The organism is Streptomyces flavofungini (assembly GCF_030388665.1).
Lineage (GTDB): Bacteria > Actinomycetota > Actinomycetes > Streptomycetales > Streptomycetaceae > Streptomyces > Streptomyces flavofungini_A.
In genome coordinates, this window is sequence record NZ_CP128846.1 from 5,837,519 (window position 1) to 5,853,627 (window position 16,109).

Consider the following 16,109-nt stretch of genomic DNA (forward strand, 5'->3'; position numbering starts at 1 on the left):
CGCCGCGGGGGGTCGCTCAATCGATGGTTGCGGTTCACTCGCCTCCTTCATTCGACTCGTCGCTCGGCCACGGGTCGCGCAGCCACAGCTCGTCCGCGCGGCCAGGAGTGGGGGCGAGCAGCTCGGCCAGGCCGTCGTCGATGCCGAGCCGCTCGGCCTCAGAGCCCGGAGGGACCACCCGCAGGGTGCGCTCCAGCCAGGCCGACACGGCGGGCGCCGGGGCCTCCAGGAGAGCGTCGCCGTCGGGCGAGCTGAGCGCCATCAGGACGACGGACCGCCCTTCGACCTTCGTCGGCCACACCCGCACATCGCCGTGGCCGCACGGCCTGAACACCCCCTCCACCAGGAGCTCCCTGGCGAACGTCCAGTTCACCGGGTTCTCGGAGCCGATGTGAAAGGAGATGTGGACGGCGTACGGATCGTCGGTGCGGTAGGTGAGCCGGGCCGGGACGGGGATCGCCCGTTCCGGCGAGAGGACGAGTTTGAGCTCCAGCTCGCGTTCCACCACGGTGTGCATAGCGCGTGCGCTTCCTTTCTCTCGCTGCGTACGCGGTCCCGGGAGCGGGGCCGCGCACCGGGCCCGTTTCAGGCCCGCAGAGAGTGAGAGCGCGCGGGCGGCCAGGCATTACGCGACTTCGGGAAGTTTTTTTCGCCGGGTACGACACGGGGCGGGCGGGCGTGTTCGGACGGCGGGGAGGAACCGTGCACGGAAGGGGGCGGTGCGGCGGGAGCCGCCCGACGCGGCGTGCGGGTCTGATAGATGTGGAGCCTCACAAGACCCCCGAGCAGATACGGGACGACGGACATGAGCGCCCCAACCCCGGCCCCCGGCGACGACAGGCCCCGCGAAGGCTACTACCCCGATCCGTCCATTCCGGGATATGTCCGGTACTGGAACGGCGCGGCCTGGGTGCCCGGTACCAGCCGTCCCGCACCGTCCGACGGCGAGCCCCTGCCCGCACCGCCCCGCTCGGCCACCGCGCCCCCCGCCCCCGCTCCGGCCCCGGCTGCGCCCGCTGCCGCCGAGGAGACCGGCCCGGTGTTCTTCGACGAGGAGCCGGGAGGAGTGACGCAGACCGGCCCGGACACGGACACGAACATCGGCCTGGGGGTCGGTCTGGGCCTGGGCGCCGGTCCTGACGCCGCCTCCGGCTCCGGTTCTGCCTCCGGCTCCGCTGCCGGGTCCGGCTTCGGAGCCGGTGCGGGTGCCGGGTTCGGTGACGGACAGCACGGGGCCAAGCCCGAGCCCGCCTCGGCCTGGCAGGCGGACGCGGCCCGGCAGACGGGGCTCGGCGGTGAGCAGGACCAGCGGGTGTCATGGGGCTCGCCCGCCCAGGCGGACCCGCGGGACCCGCGCGTGCGGGGCGAGGGGGCGGCGCCCGGCGCGGCGGGGGCGGCCGCGGGGAGCGCGGCCGAAGCCGGCGCGCGGCGCGTGCCCGCGCAACAGCAGCCCGGTGCGCGGCAGGAGCCGGGGCAGCGGGAGCAGGCTCCGGCGGCCGTCGGCCGACCCGGGGACGCCGACGCGGACGGGCCGGGCACGGCGACGTCCCGGGCCGTCGAGCACGCCGTGCCGAAGCCCGCCACCACCGAGGGAACGGTGACCTTCCGGCGGCCGACGGGTCCGGTGAAACCGGCGGGGGCCGGGACGCCGGACGCGGACGGCGGGACCGAGGGGACCATGGCGATCCGGGCCCTTCGCCCCAAGTCGGGGCAAGCGGGGCACACTTCCGGCGCCGCTGCCTCATCCCCGTCGCCCTCGCCCTCGCCCTCCACTCCTGTCTCCATCCATGCCTCCCCTTCCCCGTCCCCTTCTCCGTCCCCTTCTTCAGCGACTCCCGCGGCCGCGGCCGCCCAGACTCCTGTGGTGCCGCAGCAGCAGGGACGCGCCCCGCAGGCCGGGGCACAGGAGCAGGGTGTGCCCCCGCAGGCCGGGGCACAGGAGCAGGGTGTGCCCCCGCAGGCCGGTGTCCAGGGCGGTGCCCAAGGCGGCGCCCCGGGCGGAGTCGCCTCGCCGTTGACGTCCGGGCCCGGCGGCGGGTCGGCCTCCTGGGCCCAGCAGGTGCACCAGCTCGCGCAGTCGCCGGGGCAGGGGCAGTCGGGGCCGCAGGGCGAGGGCCCCGTCCTGCCGTGGAAGCCGGTGACCGCGGACCCGTTCGCGGCGGTGGTCCAGGCGCAGTCGGAGGCGCGGCCCGCGGGGCTCGGCAAGCGGTTCGCGGCGCGGTTCATCGACACGGTGGTGCTCGCCGCCGTGACCGCGGGGGCGGCGCTGCCGCTCGGCACCCGGGCCGCGGACCACATCGACAGCAAGATCGACGCGGCGAAGCTGTCGGGCGAGAAGGTCACGGTGTGGCTGCTCGACGGGACGACGGCCGGGTACCTCGGCATCGTCCTCGGCGTGCTGCTGCTCTTCGGGGTCCTGTACGAGGCGCTGCCCACGGCCAAGTGGGGCCGCACCCTCGGCAAGAAGGTGTGCGGGGTCGAGGTCAGGGACATCGAGGAGCACGGGGCGCCGTCGTTCGGGGCGGCGCTGCGGCGCTGGCTCGTGTACAGCGTGCCGGGGGTCCTGGTGGTCGGGGTCGTCGGGGTGCTGTGGTGCCTGTTCGACCGCCCCTGGCGCCAGTGCTGGCACGACAAGGCGGCCGGGACGTTCGTGGCGGGCTGAGCGGCCTGTCGGCGGGGTGTCGCCGGGCCGGGCGCGGGCCTACCTTCGGTAGAGGCCCCCGCGGGGGGTCGTAACCCGGACAGCCGCTCGTCGCATGCGGCGCACTCCACTTCGAGGTGCACTCACCCCATGAGCACCGAACCGCCGCAATACCCCAACGGCCCGGACCCCGACGACAACGACCCCTTCAGGAAGCAGCCGCCCCCGGCCTCCGACGGGCCCCCGCCGCCGGGCGGGGGCTCCCCGTACGACCCGCCACCGCCGGGCGCGGGCGGCGGCACCCCCTTCGGTGGCGGCGGCCCCGGCGGCACCCCGCCGCCCCCGTACGGAGGCGACCCCTACGGCGGCGGCTTCGGCGGGCAGGACCCCCTCGCGGGCATGCCCCCGCTCGCCGACAGCGGCAAGCGCGTCCTCGCCCGCATCATCGACATGATCCTCGTCGGCGCGGTCGTCATCCTTTTGTCCCTCCTTTTCGGGACGAACGAGTACGACTGGGACCCGGACAAGGTGGACGCGGGCAGGTCGTTCGGCCAGTCCCTGCTCGCCGCCGTGCTGTACATGGCGTACGACAGCTATCTGATCTCGAAGACGGGGCAGACGCTGGGCAAGAAATGGCTCGGAATGAGGGTGGCGAACCTCAACGACGGGGCGAACCCCACGCTGCAGACGGCGCTCGCGCGCTCGGCGGTGCTGTGGATCCCGTTCGCGTTCTGCTGTGCCTGCATCTGGACGGCGATCTGCGGCGGCTGGAGCTTCTTCGACAAGCCCTACAAGCAGGGGCTGCACGACAAGGCGGCCAAGACGGTGGTGGTCAGCGTGGGCTGAGCGGCGCGAGGGCATGCTGAGAGCCCGGCGCTGCGGCGGCGCCGGGCGGTGGGTCGCGGCGGGTCCGTGGGCGTCACCTGCGAGGGCAGGTGACGCTCAGGGGCCCGCCGGTTCGCGTACGGGCAGTGGGGCGTGCGGTGCGGTGTGCTGCCCGGTGGCGGAGTCGGGGGTGAGCACGGTGCGCTGCACCGGGATCCGCTCTTCGAAGTTCGAGGTGGTCAAGGCGGGCGCGGGGGCCGGGACCGCGGCGGCGGGCGGGGGCCCGGCCGGCTCCGGGGCCGGTTTGGGCAGGGGCACCGTCATGGCCACGAGCAGGCCCAGGCCCAGCGCGGCGAAGGTTATGACCGCGACGCCCGGCGCCGAACTCGTCTGCGAGAGCAGCAGCATGGCGAGCGTGGAACAGATGACGGTCGCGGAACCGTAGGCGAGCTGTGCGACGGTCGGACGAGGCATGGGGCGAGACATGGCGTGATCCGTCCTCGGGACAGCGGATGCGGGGGAGAGATCAAGACGATGTGGACGTATGCGAATCAAAGGGTGCTCAAAGGTGGCGACTTGGAAGCTTCGCCGAGTACCCGTGCGCACCGTCGAAATGACTCTATTCGCCTGCATGCCCGACGGGAACGGGCGGTAAGCGTGACCTAACCCACGGTGCCGGTGCACAGGGGGCGCATGGATTCATGCGTCCCGCCAATTGGACGGCGGGGCGCGCCTGTTGAGGGGGCGGGGGGTGTTGCCCGTGCGCCGCCCCGATCACGCTTGATCATGTTCGGATAGCGGTCGGTCGAGTCTGCATAGGGTACTTGGCCTGTTCAAGTCAAGGTCTGTCTTTTCTCCCCTCTCTCCGGTCGAATGTCGTCACTTGTGACGCGCATATCGCGCGCGGACCTCCTCGACCGGGAATTGCGGTCCGTGATGCGGGCGCGGGGGAGGACAGCATCAAGTGACCATCAAGAGACGAACGTTCAGAGCGACCGCGGCAGCGGTCGCTCTCGCGGCTGCGACCGCGACGTTCTCCGCCTATTCAGTGGCGGCCGCCGACGACGGCGGGAGCGGCGACAAGGCGTCCGCGACCGGCAAGGTGGCAGCCATCGACCGCCGGGATCCGGCGGACGCCAAGGCCCACGTCGACCACGACCTCGAGGGCCCGTTCAGCAAGCAGCAGGCCCAGCAGCGCAAGGCCGCCCTGGAGCAGGTCGTCTCCGGCGACGCCAAGGTGCGCAAGCGCGGCGGGTCGAACGTGGTCAAGCTCGACGACAAGAAGTACGTCGAGCTGGGCCGGGAGAAGACCGACAAGATCTTCACGATCCTGGTGGAGTTCGGGGACAAGGTGGACGACACCACCATGTACGACCCCGACGGACCGGACGGCCCCGAGCAGCCCGTCAAGAAGTACGGCGGCAAGCCCGGCCCCGCGCACAACAAGATAGCCAAGCCGGACCGTGCGAAGGACAACAGCACGGCCTGGCAGGCGGACTACAACCGGAAGCACTTCCAGGACCTGTACTTCGGTGAGGGCAAGGACGCCAAGGGCAAGCCCAAGCACTCCCTGAAGACCTACTACGAGAAGACGTCGTCCGGCCGCTACTCGGTCGACGGCGAGGTCTCGGACTGGGTCAAGGTCGACTACAACGAGGCCCGCTACGGCTCCAACTACTGCGGCGACTCCAACTGCGCCAACGTCTGGGACGCGGTGCGCGACGGCACGACCGCCTGGGTCAAGGACCAGAAGGCCAAGGGCCGCACGGACGCGCAGATCAAGGCCGACCTCGCCAAGTACGACCTGTGGGACCGCTACGACTTCGACGGCGACGGCGACTTCAACGAGCCCGACGGGTACATCGACCACTTCCAGATCGTGCACGCGGGCGAGGACGAGTCCGCGGGCGGCGGCGCCGAGGGCGAGAACGCCCTGTGGGCGCACCGCTGGTACGCCTACGGTAACGACGCGGGCAAGACCGGCCCCGCCGACAACAAGTCGGGCGGCACCCAGATCGGCGACTCCGGCATCTGGGTCGGCGACTACACGATGCAGCCCGAGAACGGCGGCCTCGGCGTCTTCGCCCACGAGTACGGCCACGACCTGGGCCTGCCCGACCTGTACGACACCACCGGCAAGGCCGAGAACTCCGTCGGCTTCTGGTCGCTGATGTCGGCCGGTTCCTGGCTCGGCACCGGCAAGGGCTCGATCGGCGACCTGCCGGGCGACATGACCGCCTGGGACAAGTTCCAGCTGGGCTGGCTCAACTACGACCGGGCGAAGGCCGCGACGACCTCCGAGCACAAGCTCGGCGTGTCCGAGTACAACACCCGGCACCGCCAGGCGCTCCTCGTCGACCTGCCCAAGAAGCCGGTCACCACGACGGTCGTGAAGCCCGCCGAGGGCACCAAGCAGTGGTGGAGCGGCCAGGACGACGACCTGCGCAACACGCTGACGCGCAGCGTCGACCTCACCGGCAAGTCCAAGGCCGAGCTCTCGCTGCAGGGTTGGTGGGACATCGAGTCCAACTACGACTACCTCTACACCGAGGTGTCCACCGACTCCGGCGCCAACTGGACGCCCGTCGACGGCACGGCCGACGGCAAGCAGATCACCCGCGACGCGGGCGACAAGCCGGCCCTGACCGGTTCCTCGAAGAAGTACCAGAAGCTGGTCTTCCCGCTGGACGCCTACGCTGGCAAGAAGATCGACGTCCGCTTCCGCTACGCCACCGACGGCGGCACGGCGCTCAAGGGCTTCGCGGCCGACGCGATCACGCTGACCGCGGACGGCGCCAAGCTCTTCGAGGACGGCGCCGAGGGCGACGACAACGGCTGGAAGACGAAGGGCTTCTCGCGCATCGGCGAGTCCTTCACCAAGCAGTACGAGCAGTACTACCTCGCGGAGAACCGCCAGTACGTGTCGTACGACAAGACCCTGAAGGTCGGTCCGTACAACTTCGGCTTCTCCAACTCCCGTCCCGACTGGGTCGAGCACTACCCCTACCAGACCGGCCTGATGATCTGGCAGTGGGACACCTCCCAGAAGGACAACAACGTCAGCCAGCACCCCGGCAAGGGTCTGATCCTCCCGATCGACGCCCACGCCAAGCCGATGAAGTGGAAGGACGGCTCGCTTCTGCGCAACAAGATCCAGCCGTTCGACGCGCCGTTCTCGAAGTACCGCACGCGCGCGTTCACGCTTCACAACGCCGACGTCGCCCTCAAGATCAAGTCGAAGAAGGGCGTCTCCGTCTTCGACGACCGCAAGGGCACCTACTGGTACGCGGAGAACCCCACCGGAAGTGTCAAGGTCACTGACACCAACACCCGGATAAAGATCCTCAAGCAGCCCAAGGACGGCTCGACGATCACGCTCCAGGTGGGCAAGTCCACCAAGTAAATCTCGTTTACGCAGGTCAAGAGCCTGTTTCTGGCCGATCGGCCGTCGCCCTCTAGCGGGCGGCGGCCGATCGTGTTTGAGTGCGTCCTGTGGTTCTCTTATTGACACGACGTCTCACGGGGGTGTGACAGAGCATGGCCGCAGGAGGCTTCTGCAAGCTGCCCAACGGCAGCGTGGTGGTGGCGCTGACCCTGCCGAGCCCCGGGCCCGGGGGCGGCAGTGTGCGCGTTCTGGTCCGCGCGGCGAACCGGGCGCGGGCCCTGACCCGGCTCCGCAATCTCGGGCTGCGGGCGGTCTACCTCCGCGGCAACACGGAGCCCCCCACCCCGGACGAGGTCACCGCCGTGCTGCACCACCCCGACGGCCTCATATGGCGCACGGCGCCGGACGGGGCGGCGGAGCTTTGGCATCCGATCCGGGCGCTCCTGAGACGCGGCGCGGCTGCGTAGCCCCTGGCCGGGGCGATGTCCCGCGCAGGTGGGGCGACCCGCCCCCGATCGGCGCTCCGCGCCTCGTCCTCAAACGCCGGACGGGCTGACATTCTCACCCGCACATTTCCAGCTCGCCCCAGCAACCTCCTGGCCCGCCGGCGATCGAGGACGAGCGCGCGGCGCGATCGGGGGCGGCCCGTCCCACCCGCCCGGGACGCCCGCCCCCTGGGGTCCAGGGGCGGAGCCCCGGTTTCGGAGAAGGGGGTGGGACTGGGGCGCCCCGCGAAGGTCACACCACCGGCTTGCCGGTCAGTTCGGCCCCGGCGGTGCGCAGCTCGTCCAGGGCCCGCTGAGTGGTCTCCTCGGCCACCCCGGCCGTGAGGTCGAGGAGGACGTGGGTGCGGAAACCCTCACGGACGGCGTCGAGCGCGGTGGCCCGCACACAGTGGTCCGTGGCGATCCCGACCACGTCGACCTCCTGGATCTGCCGCGCCCGCAGCCACGCGGCGAGAGAGGTCCCGTTCTCGTCGACCCCCTCGAACCCGCTGTAGGCGGCCGAGCGCGCCCCCTTGTCGAAGACGGCGTCGATCGCCCCGGACGCCACGGCGGGCGCGAAGTTCGGATGGAACCCGACCCCCTCCGTCCCGGCGACGCAGTGCGGCGGCCAGGACCGCACGAAGTCCGGCTGGTCGGAGAAGTGGTCACCGGGGTCGATGTGGTGGTCACGGGTGGCCACGACATGCCGGTAGCAGGGGGAGGCCTGCCCGATGAGTTCGGTGATGGCGGCAGCCACATCCGCTCCGCCGGACACCGCGAGACTGCCCCCTTCGCAGAAGTCGTTCTGTACATCGACGACGATCAGGGCGCGACGCATGGCGGGTTTCCTTCAGTTGGCTGGATGAACCGAGCGTAGAGACTTCCTCTCCGTTACGGGAGAGGGCGGGCGACGCACTCAGGCCAGGTACTCGGTGGGAATGACCGCCTCCCCGCGCGACAGCTGGGTGGCCGAGAGCGGCAGCCGCCCCCGCGCGGCGGCGTGCCGCTCGCGCACCACGTCCAGGGGCTCACGGGCGACGACGTCCCCTGCCTTGACCAGCTCGACGAGGAGCTGGCGGTCGGCGAGGTCGGCGGGCACCGGCCCGGTCCCGATGACCTCGGCCTCGGCGACCCCGTCCGCGTCCACGCGCCGCGCGGCCCACTTGCGGCCGCCGAGGGACGACTTCCCGCCGAGGGACTTCTTGGCGACGGGTTCGAGGGGGGCCTTGGGGTCGGCGCCGCGGGCGCGGGCGACGAGCTTGTAGACCATGGAGCAGGTGGGGTGCCCGGAGCCGGTGACCAGCTGGGTGCCCACGCCGTACGCGTCCACGGGCGCCGCGGCGAGCGAGGCGATGGCGTACTCGTCGAGGTCGGAGGTGACCACGATCTTGGTGTCGGTGGCGCCGAGCTCGTCGAGCTCCTTGCGCACCCGGTGGGCGACGAGCAGCAGGTCGCCGGAGTCGATGCGGACGGCGCCGAGCTCGGGCCCGGCGATCTCCACGGCCATCCGGACGGCCTCGCCGACGTCGTAGGTGTCGACGAGCAGGGTGGTGCCCCGGCCGAGCGCGTCGACCTGGGCGCGGAAGGCGTCCCGCTCGCTGTCGTGGACGAGCGTGAAGGAGTGCGCGGAGGTGCCGACGGTCGGGATGCCGTAGCGGAAACCGGCCGCGAGGTCGGATGTGGTGGTGAAGCCGCCGACGTAGGCGGCCCGCGCGGCGGCGACGGCGGCCAGCTCGTGGGTGCGGCGGGCGCCCATCTCGATCAGCGGCCGGTCGCCCGCGGCGGAGGCCATGCGGGACGCGGCCGCGGCGATGGCCGAGTCGTGGTTGAGGATGGAGAGGATCACCGTCTCCAGGAGCACGCACTCCGCGAAGGAGCCCTCGACCCGCAGGATCGGCGAGCCGGGGAAGTACGTCTCGCCCTCCGGATAGCCCCAGATGTCCCCGCTGAAGCGGTACGAGGCCAGCCAGTCGAGCGTCGGTGCGTCCACGACGCCGCGCTCGCGCAGGAAGGCGAGCACGGCGGCGTCGAAGCGGAAGTTCTCGACCGCGTCCAGGACCCGCCCGGTACCGGCCACGACGCCGTAGCGGCGGCCCTCGGGCAGTCTGCGGGTGAACACCTCGAAGACCGAGCGCCGGTCGGCGGTGCCCGACTTCAGCGCGCCCTGCAACATCGTCAACTCGTAGTGATCCGTGAAGAGCGCGGTGGAGGGGACGTCCACCGGCAGCCCCAGGTCATGCTCCCCAGAGTTCATGACAAGGATGCTACCCCGCATCTCGTCACTCTGACGATTTCAGGGGTCCGTTTGTGCGTCCGGCCCTCCCGGGTGGCAGCATGGGGCAAGTGAGTAGCGCTGCTCCCGTAGAGATCACACGCCCGGACGCGGAAGAGGAGACCTTCGTGGTCCCCGAGCCGGACGTTCCGTGGATCACGCTCGTGCACAACGACCCGGTCAATCTGATGAGCTACGTGACCTATGTCTTCCAGACGTACTTCGGGTACTCGAAGGACAAGGCCACCAAGCTGATGCTGGACGTGCACCACAAGGGCCGGGCCGTCGTCTCCAGCGGTTCCCGCGAGGAGATGGAACGCGACGTGCAGGCGATGCACGGATACGGGCTGTGGGCCACGCTCCAGCAGGACCGGAAGTAGCGACGCGACCGATGCCAGGACACTTCGAACCGATCCCCGGCGGCGGCGCGGCCGTCGCACTCGACGAGGTCGAGATCTCGATCATCCGCTCCCTCGCCGTCCAGCTCCTGGAGCTGATCGGCCCGGGCGAGGAGCCCGCGGGCGCCGACGGCGACCCCTTCGCGGAGCTGTTCGCCGAGGGCCCGAGCGAGCCGCCCGCCGACCCGGTGCTGAAAAGGCTGCTCCCGGACGCGTACGGCGGCCCCGGCAGCGAGTCCGAACCCCCGGAGAAGGCCGACGAACTGCGGGCCTACTCCGCCGAGTTCCGCCGCTTCACCGAGAACGACCTCAGGGCCCGCAAGCGGGACGACGCCCTCGCCGTGATCCGCTCCCTGGACGCGCTCACCGTCGCGGGCGAGGGCGGCGCCGTCCTGAAGCTGTCCGCCGAGGAGTCGCGCAACTGGCTCGGCGCGCTCAACGACCTGCGGCTCGCGATCGGGACCCGGCTCGACGTGACCGACGAGGAGGACACCGACATCCTCTTCCGGCTGCCGGACTCCGACCCGCGCAAGCCGATGGTGATGGCCTATCTGTGGCTGGGCGGGCTCCAGGAGACGTTGGTCGAGACACTGCTCGCCTGAAAGCGTGTGTATCTAGCACGGTTCTGGCCGTGTTCGCTCAATGGATCTCCAGTTCCGAATAACGATCGGATCACATGGCGACCTCATTTCGCCAGGTGAGCGCGTTTCGGCCCGTTTGCGTGTGACGTGCGCCACGTAAAGGTGCGGCAAAGTCGTGGTACCACTACGCAACTCCTTTTCCGGCACCACCCCTCGCCGGCCACTGGGAGTCGCGCGCCGTCGGCAACGCATGACGTGCGGCACGTGCACCACCGAGGCGCCACCGGTCCGAGTCCGCGGATCCGGAGTGCCTCAAGTCGCCGACTGGACAACGGCGTTCACTCAAAGACCGCACCCTCACCTGTCGTTTTCCCCGCGGCAGTCCTGCGCCACTGAGGTAGCCAGATGTCACTCGAATCCTTCACCGACTCCGTCGACCGCACCGTGAACGGTTGGTTTGAGCCTGTAACCAAGAAGCTCAGCGAGATCGTTTTCTATGCGGTCCCCGTGGGCGATACCGAACTGCCGCTCATCGTGGCCTGGCTCGTCGTCGCGGGTCTCGTCTTCTCCCTCTACTTCGGCTTCGTCCAGTTCGGAAAGTTCAAACTCGCCCTGAACGTGGTGCGTGGCAAGTACGACGAGAAGGGGTCGGACGGGGAGGTCAATCACTTCCAGGCGCTGACCGCCGCGGTCTCCGGCACCGTCGGTCTCGGCAACATCGCCGGTGTCGCCGTCGCGGTGAGCATCGGTGGCGCGGGAGCCACCTTCTGGATGATCCTCTGCGGCCTGCTCGGCATGGCCACCAAGTTCGTCGAGGTGACCCTCGGCGTGAAGTACCGCCAGGTGCATCCCGACGGGACCGTCTCCGGCGGCCCGATGCACTACCTGCCCAAGGGGCTCGGTGAACGCTTCGGCGGCTGGGGACTCAAGCTCGGCAAGGTCCTGGCTGTCCTCGCCTCCATCTGCATCCTCTTCTTCGGCCTCTTCGGCGGAAACCTGCTGCAGGTCAACCAGAGCTACGCGCAGCTCGCCAAGGTCACCGGTGACGGCTGGATCAGCTCCTCGTCGGGCGCGCTCTTCTTCGGCCTGCTGATCGCCGCGCTCGTCGGCATCGTGCTCATCGGCGGCATCCGCTCCATCGCCGCCGTCACCAGCCGTCTGGTCCCGGCGATGGCCGGTATGTACATCGTGGTCTGCCTGATCGTCATCCTCGTCAACGTCACCGCCGTTCCGTCGGCGATCAGCGCGATCGTCGAGGGCGCCTTCAACCCGCAGGGCGTCACGGGCGGCATCATCGGCGCGCTGATCGTCGGCTTCAAGCGGGCCGCGTTCTCCAACGAGGCCGGCATCGGCTCCGCCCCGATCGCGCACTCCGCGGTGAAGACCAAGCACCCCGCGAGCGAGGGCCTGGTCGCGCTCCTGGAGCCGTTCATCGACACGGTCGTCATCTGCACCATGACCGCGCTGACCATCGTCATCGCCGACCCCGCCAGCTGGAAGGTCGGCGGGAGCATCGACAACGCCCAGGGTGTGACGCTCACCTCGGACGCCTTCGAGACCGTCCTGCCGTGGTTCCCGCACCTGCTGACCGTCGCGGTCATGCTCTTCGCCTTCTCCACGGTGCTCACCTGGGGCTACTACGGCCTCAAGTCCTGGACGCACCTCTTCGGCCGCAGCCGGGCCAGCGAGCTCACCTACAAGGTCCTGTACTCGGCCGGCTGTGTCCTCGGCTCCCTGCTCACCCTGGGCAAGCTGTTCGACCTGGCCGACGCGGTGCTCTTCATGCTCGCGGTCTTCAACATCATCGGCCTCTACCTGCTGGCCCCGGTGGTCAAGCGGGAGCTGGACGCCTTCCTCGCCTACGTCCGCCGACGCGGGAACGGCGAGCCGGAGCCGGACGAGGCCGCAGCCGTGGGCGCCGCCGACAGCGTCGTGACGAAGGCCGACTGACCGAGGCGCCCCCCGGTCCACGATCGCGGTTCCCTCCGGGCCCGCCCGCATTCCTCCATGCGGGCGGGCCCTTCGTGCTGTCCGTACAGATCCCGTGCAGACAGCACGCTGTTCGCTCAACGGTCGCTCAAATCCGGATAACGATCTCGTCAAAGCAGTGATGGCTAATGTCGCGGAAGGAGAAATTTGATCGATTTTCTTCGTGGGGTGCGTCACACCTTACGAAAAGGAACTTCCGCTCACCGTGGTACATCTTCACGACCGTTCGGTGACGCCACCCATGTCACCAAGGGCACGCCAGGGGCCGGCAGACCGTCGGCGGCACTCCATCACCATCCGGGGGGATCAGGACCTGGTCCGCGGCGAAACCGCAGTTCGCGGCGCGGATCAGCATGGAGAAAGGCGTCACCATGACCTCAGTGCAGGTCGAAGAACACCACGACGGGCACGGCGGCAATGGTGCCGCGGCGGCCACGGAGGGCGCGTCCGGCGACAGCGAGGGCTATCAGCGCGGGCTGGGCGCCCGGCAGATCCAGATGATCGCGATCGGCGGTGCCATCGGCACCGGCCTGTTCCTCGGCGCGGGCAAGGCCATCCACAAGGCCGGGCCCAGCCTCATCCTCGCGTACGCCATCGCGGGCCTCGTGATCTTCTTCATCATGCGCGCGCTCGGCGAGCTCCTGATGTACCGGCCCGTGTCGGGCTCGTTCTCGGAGTACGCCCGTGAGTTCGTCGGCCCGTTCTTCGGGTTCGTGACCGGCTGGACGTACTGGCTCTTCTGGGTCGTCACCGGCATCACCGAAGTCACCGCGGCCGCCCAGTACATGCAGTACTGGACCCATGGCTCCATCCCGCAATGGGCGTACGCGCTGATCTTCACGGTCATCCTGTACGGCGCCAACCTGATCTCCGTGAAGCTCTTCGGCGAGCTGGAGTTCTGGTTCTCGATGGTCAAGGTCACCGCGATCATCGGCATGATCCTGATCTGTGCCGGCATCCTCACCATCGGCTTCTCCGACGCCGGTGACACCGCCTCCGTCTCGCACCTGTGGGACAACGGCGGCTTCTTCCCCAACGGCATCGGCAACACGCTGATGACCCTGCAGATCGTGATGTTCGCCTTCCTCGCAGTCGAGCTGGTCGGCGTCACCGCGGGCGAGTCCAAGGACCCGAAGAAGACCCTTCCCAAGGCGATCAACACCGTGCCGTGGCGCATCGCCGTCTTCTACGTCGGCGCCCTGATCATGATCCTGTCGGTCGTGCCGTGGACGCACTTCCAGCCCGGCGTCTCCCCGTTCGTCGCCGCCTTCGAGAAGATGGGCCTCGGCGTCGGCGCCGCGATCGTGAACTTCGTGGTCCTCACCGCCGCGCTGTCCTCCTGCAACTCGGGCATGTACTCCACCGGCCGCATGCTGCGCGACCTCGCGCTCAACGGCCAGGGCCCGAAGTTCTTCACCAAGCTCACCAAGAACGGCCTGCCGCTCGTCGGCACCACCGCGTCCGCCGCGCTGATGCTGGTCGGTGTGTGGATCAACTACCAGTGGCCCGGCGAGGCGTTCAACTACGTCGTCTCCTTCGCGACCATCTCCGGCATGTGGGCCTGGATCATGATCCTCTGCTCGCAGATCCGCTACCGCCGCAAGGCCGACCGCGGCGAGGTCCCCCAGTCCACGTTCCGGGCGCCCGGCGCCCCGTACACGAGCTGGTTCGCCCTCGCCTTCATCGGCATGGTCATCGTGATGATGGGCATCGACAAGGACGCGCGGATCTCGCTGTACTGCGCGCCGATCTGGGCCGCGATCCTGTGCGTGTCCTACCTGGTCCTCAAGAGCCGCAACCCGCAGGCCGCGGCCTTCAAGAAGCGCGTGCACGGCGGCCCGGCCGCCGAGGACGCCGCACCGGTCACCAAGGACTGACCCCGGACGCCTCGCGTCCAGCATGCGGGCGGCCCCGTACCACACTTCGGTACGGGGCCGCCCCGCTGCTTATCCTGGCCGACATGCTGACCATCACCCGGGCCCTCCACGACCAGATCGTCGCGCACGCGCGCAAGGACCACCCCGACGAGGCCTGCGGCGTCGTCGCGGGGCCTGCGGGCACCGACCGCCCCGAGCGGTTCGTGCCGATGCTGAACGCGGCCCGCTCGCCCACGTTCTACGAGTTCGACTCGGCCGACCTGCTGAGGCTCTACCGCGACCTGGACGACCGCGACGAGGAGCCCGTGGTCATCTACCACTCGCACACGGCCACGGAGGCCTACCCCTCCCGCACCGACATCAGCTACGCCAACGAGCCGGGCGCCCACTACCTCCTCGTCTCCACCGCCGACACCGACGACGCCGGACCCTTCCAGTTCCGCTCGTTCCGGATCGTCGAAGGCGAGGTCACCGAGGAGGAGGTCAGGGTCGTCGAGGCATACTGAGCGCGAGCTTCACGACCTCAGAGGCGGCAGGACCCAGGAAGCCGGTGGAAAACCGGCGCGGTCCCGCCACTGTGACCGGCCGCCCCCCGCGCCCGGGAGCCAGGAACTGCCCTGCCGCCTCCTCCACACGCACTCAGGGGACGCGGAAATCCCCTGGAGGAGGCCCGCTACCCATGCGCACCCGCGCCCTGCTCGCCGCGGCGGCGATCCTGCTGCCGCTGACCGCGTGCTCGTCGTCCTCGTCGTCCGACGACGACTCCAAGAAATCCGACGCCAAGGCCGCCGGATTCCCGTACACCGTCACCAACTGCGGGACGAGGACGACATACGACGCGCCCCCGAAGCGTGCGGTCACCATGAACCAGCACGTGACGGAGATCCTCCTCGAACTGGGCCTGGAAGACCGCATAGCGGGGACCGCCTACCTCGACGACAAGGTGCTCCCCGAGTACAAGAAGGCGTACGACTCCCGCCCGGTCATCGCCAAGGAGTACCCCTCCTACGAGAAGCTGCTCTCCGCCGACCCCGACTTCGTGTACGGCGGTTACGCGAGCGCCTTCGCGGCGGGCGACGGCCGCTCCCGCGAAGCCCTCGCCAAGTCCGGCATCAAGACCCGCCTGAACGTCGAGGGCTGCGCCAAGAAGCCCGTCACGATGGACGACGTGTACCGCGAGGTGCGCGAGGCGGGCGCGACGTTCGGGGTCAGGGACCGGGCCGAGAAGTGGGTGCGCGACGCGAAGGCCGAACTCGCCGCCACCGCGAAGCAGTCCGCCAAGGGCGGCAAGAAGCCCGCCGTCTTCGTCTACGACAGCGGCGACAAGACCGCGTTCACCGCGGGCGGCCGGGGCATCGGCAACGACATCATCGAGCGCGCGGGCGGCCGCAACATCATGGCCGACCTCGACAAGTCCTTCGGCGACGCCTCCTGGGAGACGGTCGTCGACCGCCGCCCCGAGGTCATCGTCATCTACGACTACGGCGCCTCCACGGTCGCCCAGAAGAAGAAGCGCCTCCTGGACGACCCGGCCCTCAAGGACGTCCCCGCCATCAAGAACAAGCGGTTCGCGGTACTGCCGCTGTCGGACGTGGTGCTGGGGGTGCGGGCACCGGCAGCGGTGAGGAAGCTGGCGGAGCAGCTGCGGTGAGGGCG

Annotated in this window: 14 protein-coding genes and 1 riboswitch; of the genes, 10 read left to right on the forward strand and 4 right to left on the reverse strand. The window is 69.8% G+C overall.

Translation table 11 applies throughout. The annotated features are described in order from the left end of the window. Positions 1 to 34 precede the first annotated feature (34 nt). Entirely contained in the window at positions 35 to 517 is a 483-nt protein-coding gene (locus tag QUY26_RS24730) for an SsgA family sporulation/cell division regulator (RefSeq protein ID WP_289950313.1), read from the reverse strand. Between the two features lie 288 nt (positions 518 to 805). On the opposite strand from QUY26_RS24730, the gene QUY26_RS24735 reads away from it, so the two are divergent. Beyond that, a complete protein-coding gene (locus QUY26_RS24735; protein ID WP_289950315.1) occupies positions 806 to 2,662 on the forward strand; it encodes an RDD family protein in 1,857 nt (618 codons plus the stop codon). A 129-nt stretch (positions 2,663 to 2,791) separates the two neighbouring features. Next, complete coding sequence (locus QUY26_RS24740; RefSeq protein WP_289950316.1) at positions 2,792 to 3,487, forward strand: RDD family protein; 696 nt, start codon at positions 2,792 to 2,794, stop codon at positions 3,485 to 3,487. Positions 3,488 to 3,583: 96 nt separating this feature from the next. Here QUY26_RS24740 and QUY26_RS24745 read toward each other — a convergent pair whose 3' ends face one another. Further along, positions 3,584 to 3,940 carry a hypothetical protein gene (locus tag QUY26_RS24745; protein WP_289950318.1) on the reverse strand — a complete coding sequence of 119 codons (357 nt, stop codon included), beginning with the start codon at positions 3,938 to 3,940 and terminating at the stop codon, positions 3,584 to 3,586. A 490-nt stretch (positions 3,941 to 4,430) separates the two neighbouring features. Here QUY26_RS24745 and QUY26_RS24750 point away from each other — a divergent pair, with 490 nt between their 5' ends. Then, positions 4,431 to 6,869 (forward strand): immune inhibitor A domain-containing protein, encoded by a 2,439-nt coding sequence (locus QUY26_RS24750; RefSeq protein WP_289950320.1) that lies wholly within the window; start codon positions 4,431 to 4,433, stop codon positions 6,867 to 6,869. Positions 6,870 to 7,003: 134 nt separating this feature from the next. Further along, on the forward strand, positions 7,004 to 7,318 hold the full coding sequence (locus QUY26_RS24755) for a hypothetical protein (protein WP_289950322.1): 315 nt from the start codon (positions 7,004 to 7,006) through the stop codon (positions 7,316 to 7,318). A 271-nt stretch (positions 7,319 to 7,589) separates the two neighbouring features. Here the strand turns inward: QUY26_RS24755 and QUY26_RS24760 are convergent, their stop codons facing one another. Together QUY26_RS24760 and QUY26_RS24765 are read right to left on the reverse strand one after the other, a co-directional pair. Further along, positions 7,590 to 8,174, reverse strand: a complete 585-nt coding sequence (locus QUY26_RS24760) for a nicotinamidase (RefSeq protein ID WP_289950325.1) — start codon at positions 8,172 to 8,174, stop codon at positions 7,590 to 7,592. Between the two features lie 78 nt (positions 8,175 to 8,252). After that, complete coding sequence (locus QUY26_RS24765) at positions 8,253 to 9,590, reverse strand: nicotinate phosphoribosyltransferase (protein WP_289950326.1); 1,338 nt, start codon at positions 9,588 to 9,590, stop codon at positions 8,253 to 8,255. An 80-nt stretch (positions 9,591 to 9,670) separates the two neighbouring features. On the opposite strand from QUY26_RS24765, the gene clpS reads away from it, so the two are divergent. From clpS to QUY26_RS24795, 6 genes are all read left to right on the forward strand, one after another. Then, positions 9,671 to 9,988 carry an ATP-dependent Clp protease adapter ClpS gene (gene clpS, locus QUY26_RS24770; RefSeq protein WP_289950328.1) on the forward strand — a complete coding sequence of 106 codons (318 nt, stop codon included), beginning with the start codon at positions 9,671 to 9,673 and terminating at the stop codon, positions 9,986 to 9,988. Positions 9,989 to 9,999: 11 nt separating this feature from the next. Then, a complete protein-coding gene (locus QUY26_RS24775; RefSeq protein ID WP_289950330.1) occupies positions 10,000 to 10,608 on the forward strand; it encodes a DUF2017 domain-containing protein in 609 nt (202 codons plus the stop codon). Between the two features lie 384 nt (positions 10,609 to 10,992). Further along, positions 10,993 to 12,537 carry an alanine/glycine:cation symporter family protein gene (locus QUY26_RS24780; protein ID WP_289950331.1) on the forward strand — a complete coding sequence of 515 codons (1,545 nt, stop codon included), beginning with the start codon at positions 10,993 to 10,995 and terminating at the stop codon, positions 12,535 to 12,537. Positions 12,538 to 12,947: 410 nt separating this feature from the next. Continuing rightward, on the forward strand, positions 12,948 to 14,453 hold the full coding sequence (locus tag QUY26_RS24785) for an amino acid permease (RefSeq protein ID WP_289950333.1): 1,506 nt from the start codon (positions 12,948 to 12,950) through the stop codon (positions 14,451 to 14,453). Positions 14,454 to 14,536: 83 nt separating this feature from the next. Further along, the gene (locus QUY26_RS24790; protein WP_289950335.1) at positions 14,537 to 14,959 is read left to right on the forward strand and encodes a M67 family metallopeptidase; all 423 of its coding nucleotides are present in this window, start codon (positions 14,537 to 14,539) and stop codon (positions 14,957 to 14,959) included. Between the two features lie 11 nt (positions 14,960 to 14,970). Next, positions 14,971 to 15,088: riboswitch (cobalamin riboswitch) on the forward strand. Positions 15,089 to 15,132: 44 nt separating this feature from the next. Then, entirely contained in the window at positions 15,133 to 16,104 is a 972-nt protein-coding gene (locus QUY26_RS24795; protein WP_289950337.1) for an ABC transporter substrate-binding protein, read from the forward strand. Positions 16,105 to 16,109 lie beyond the last annotated feature (5 nt).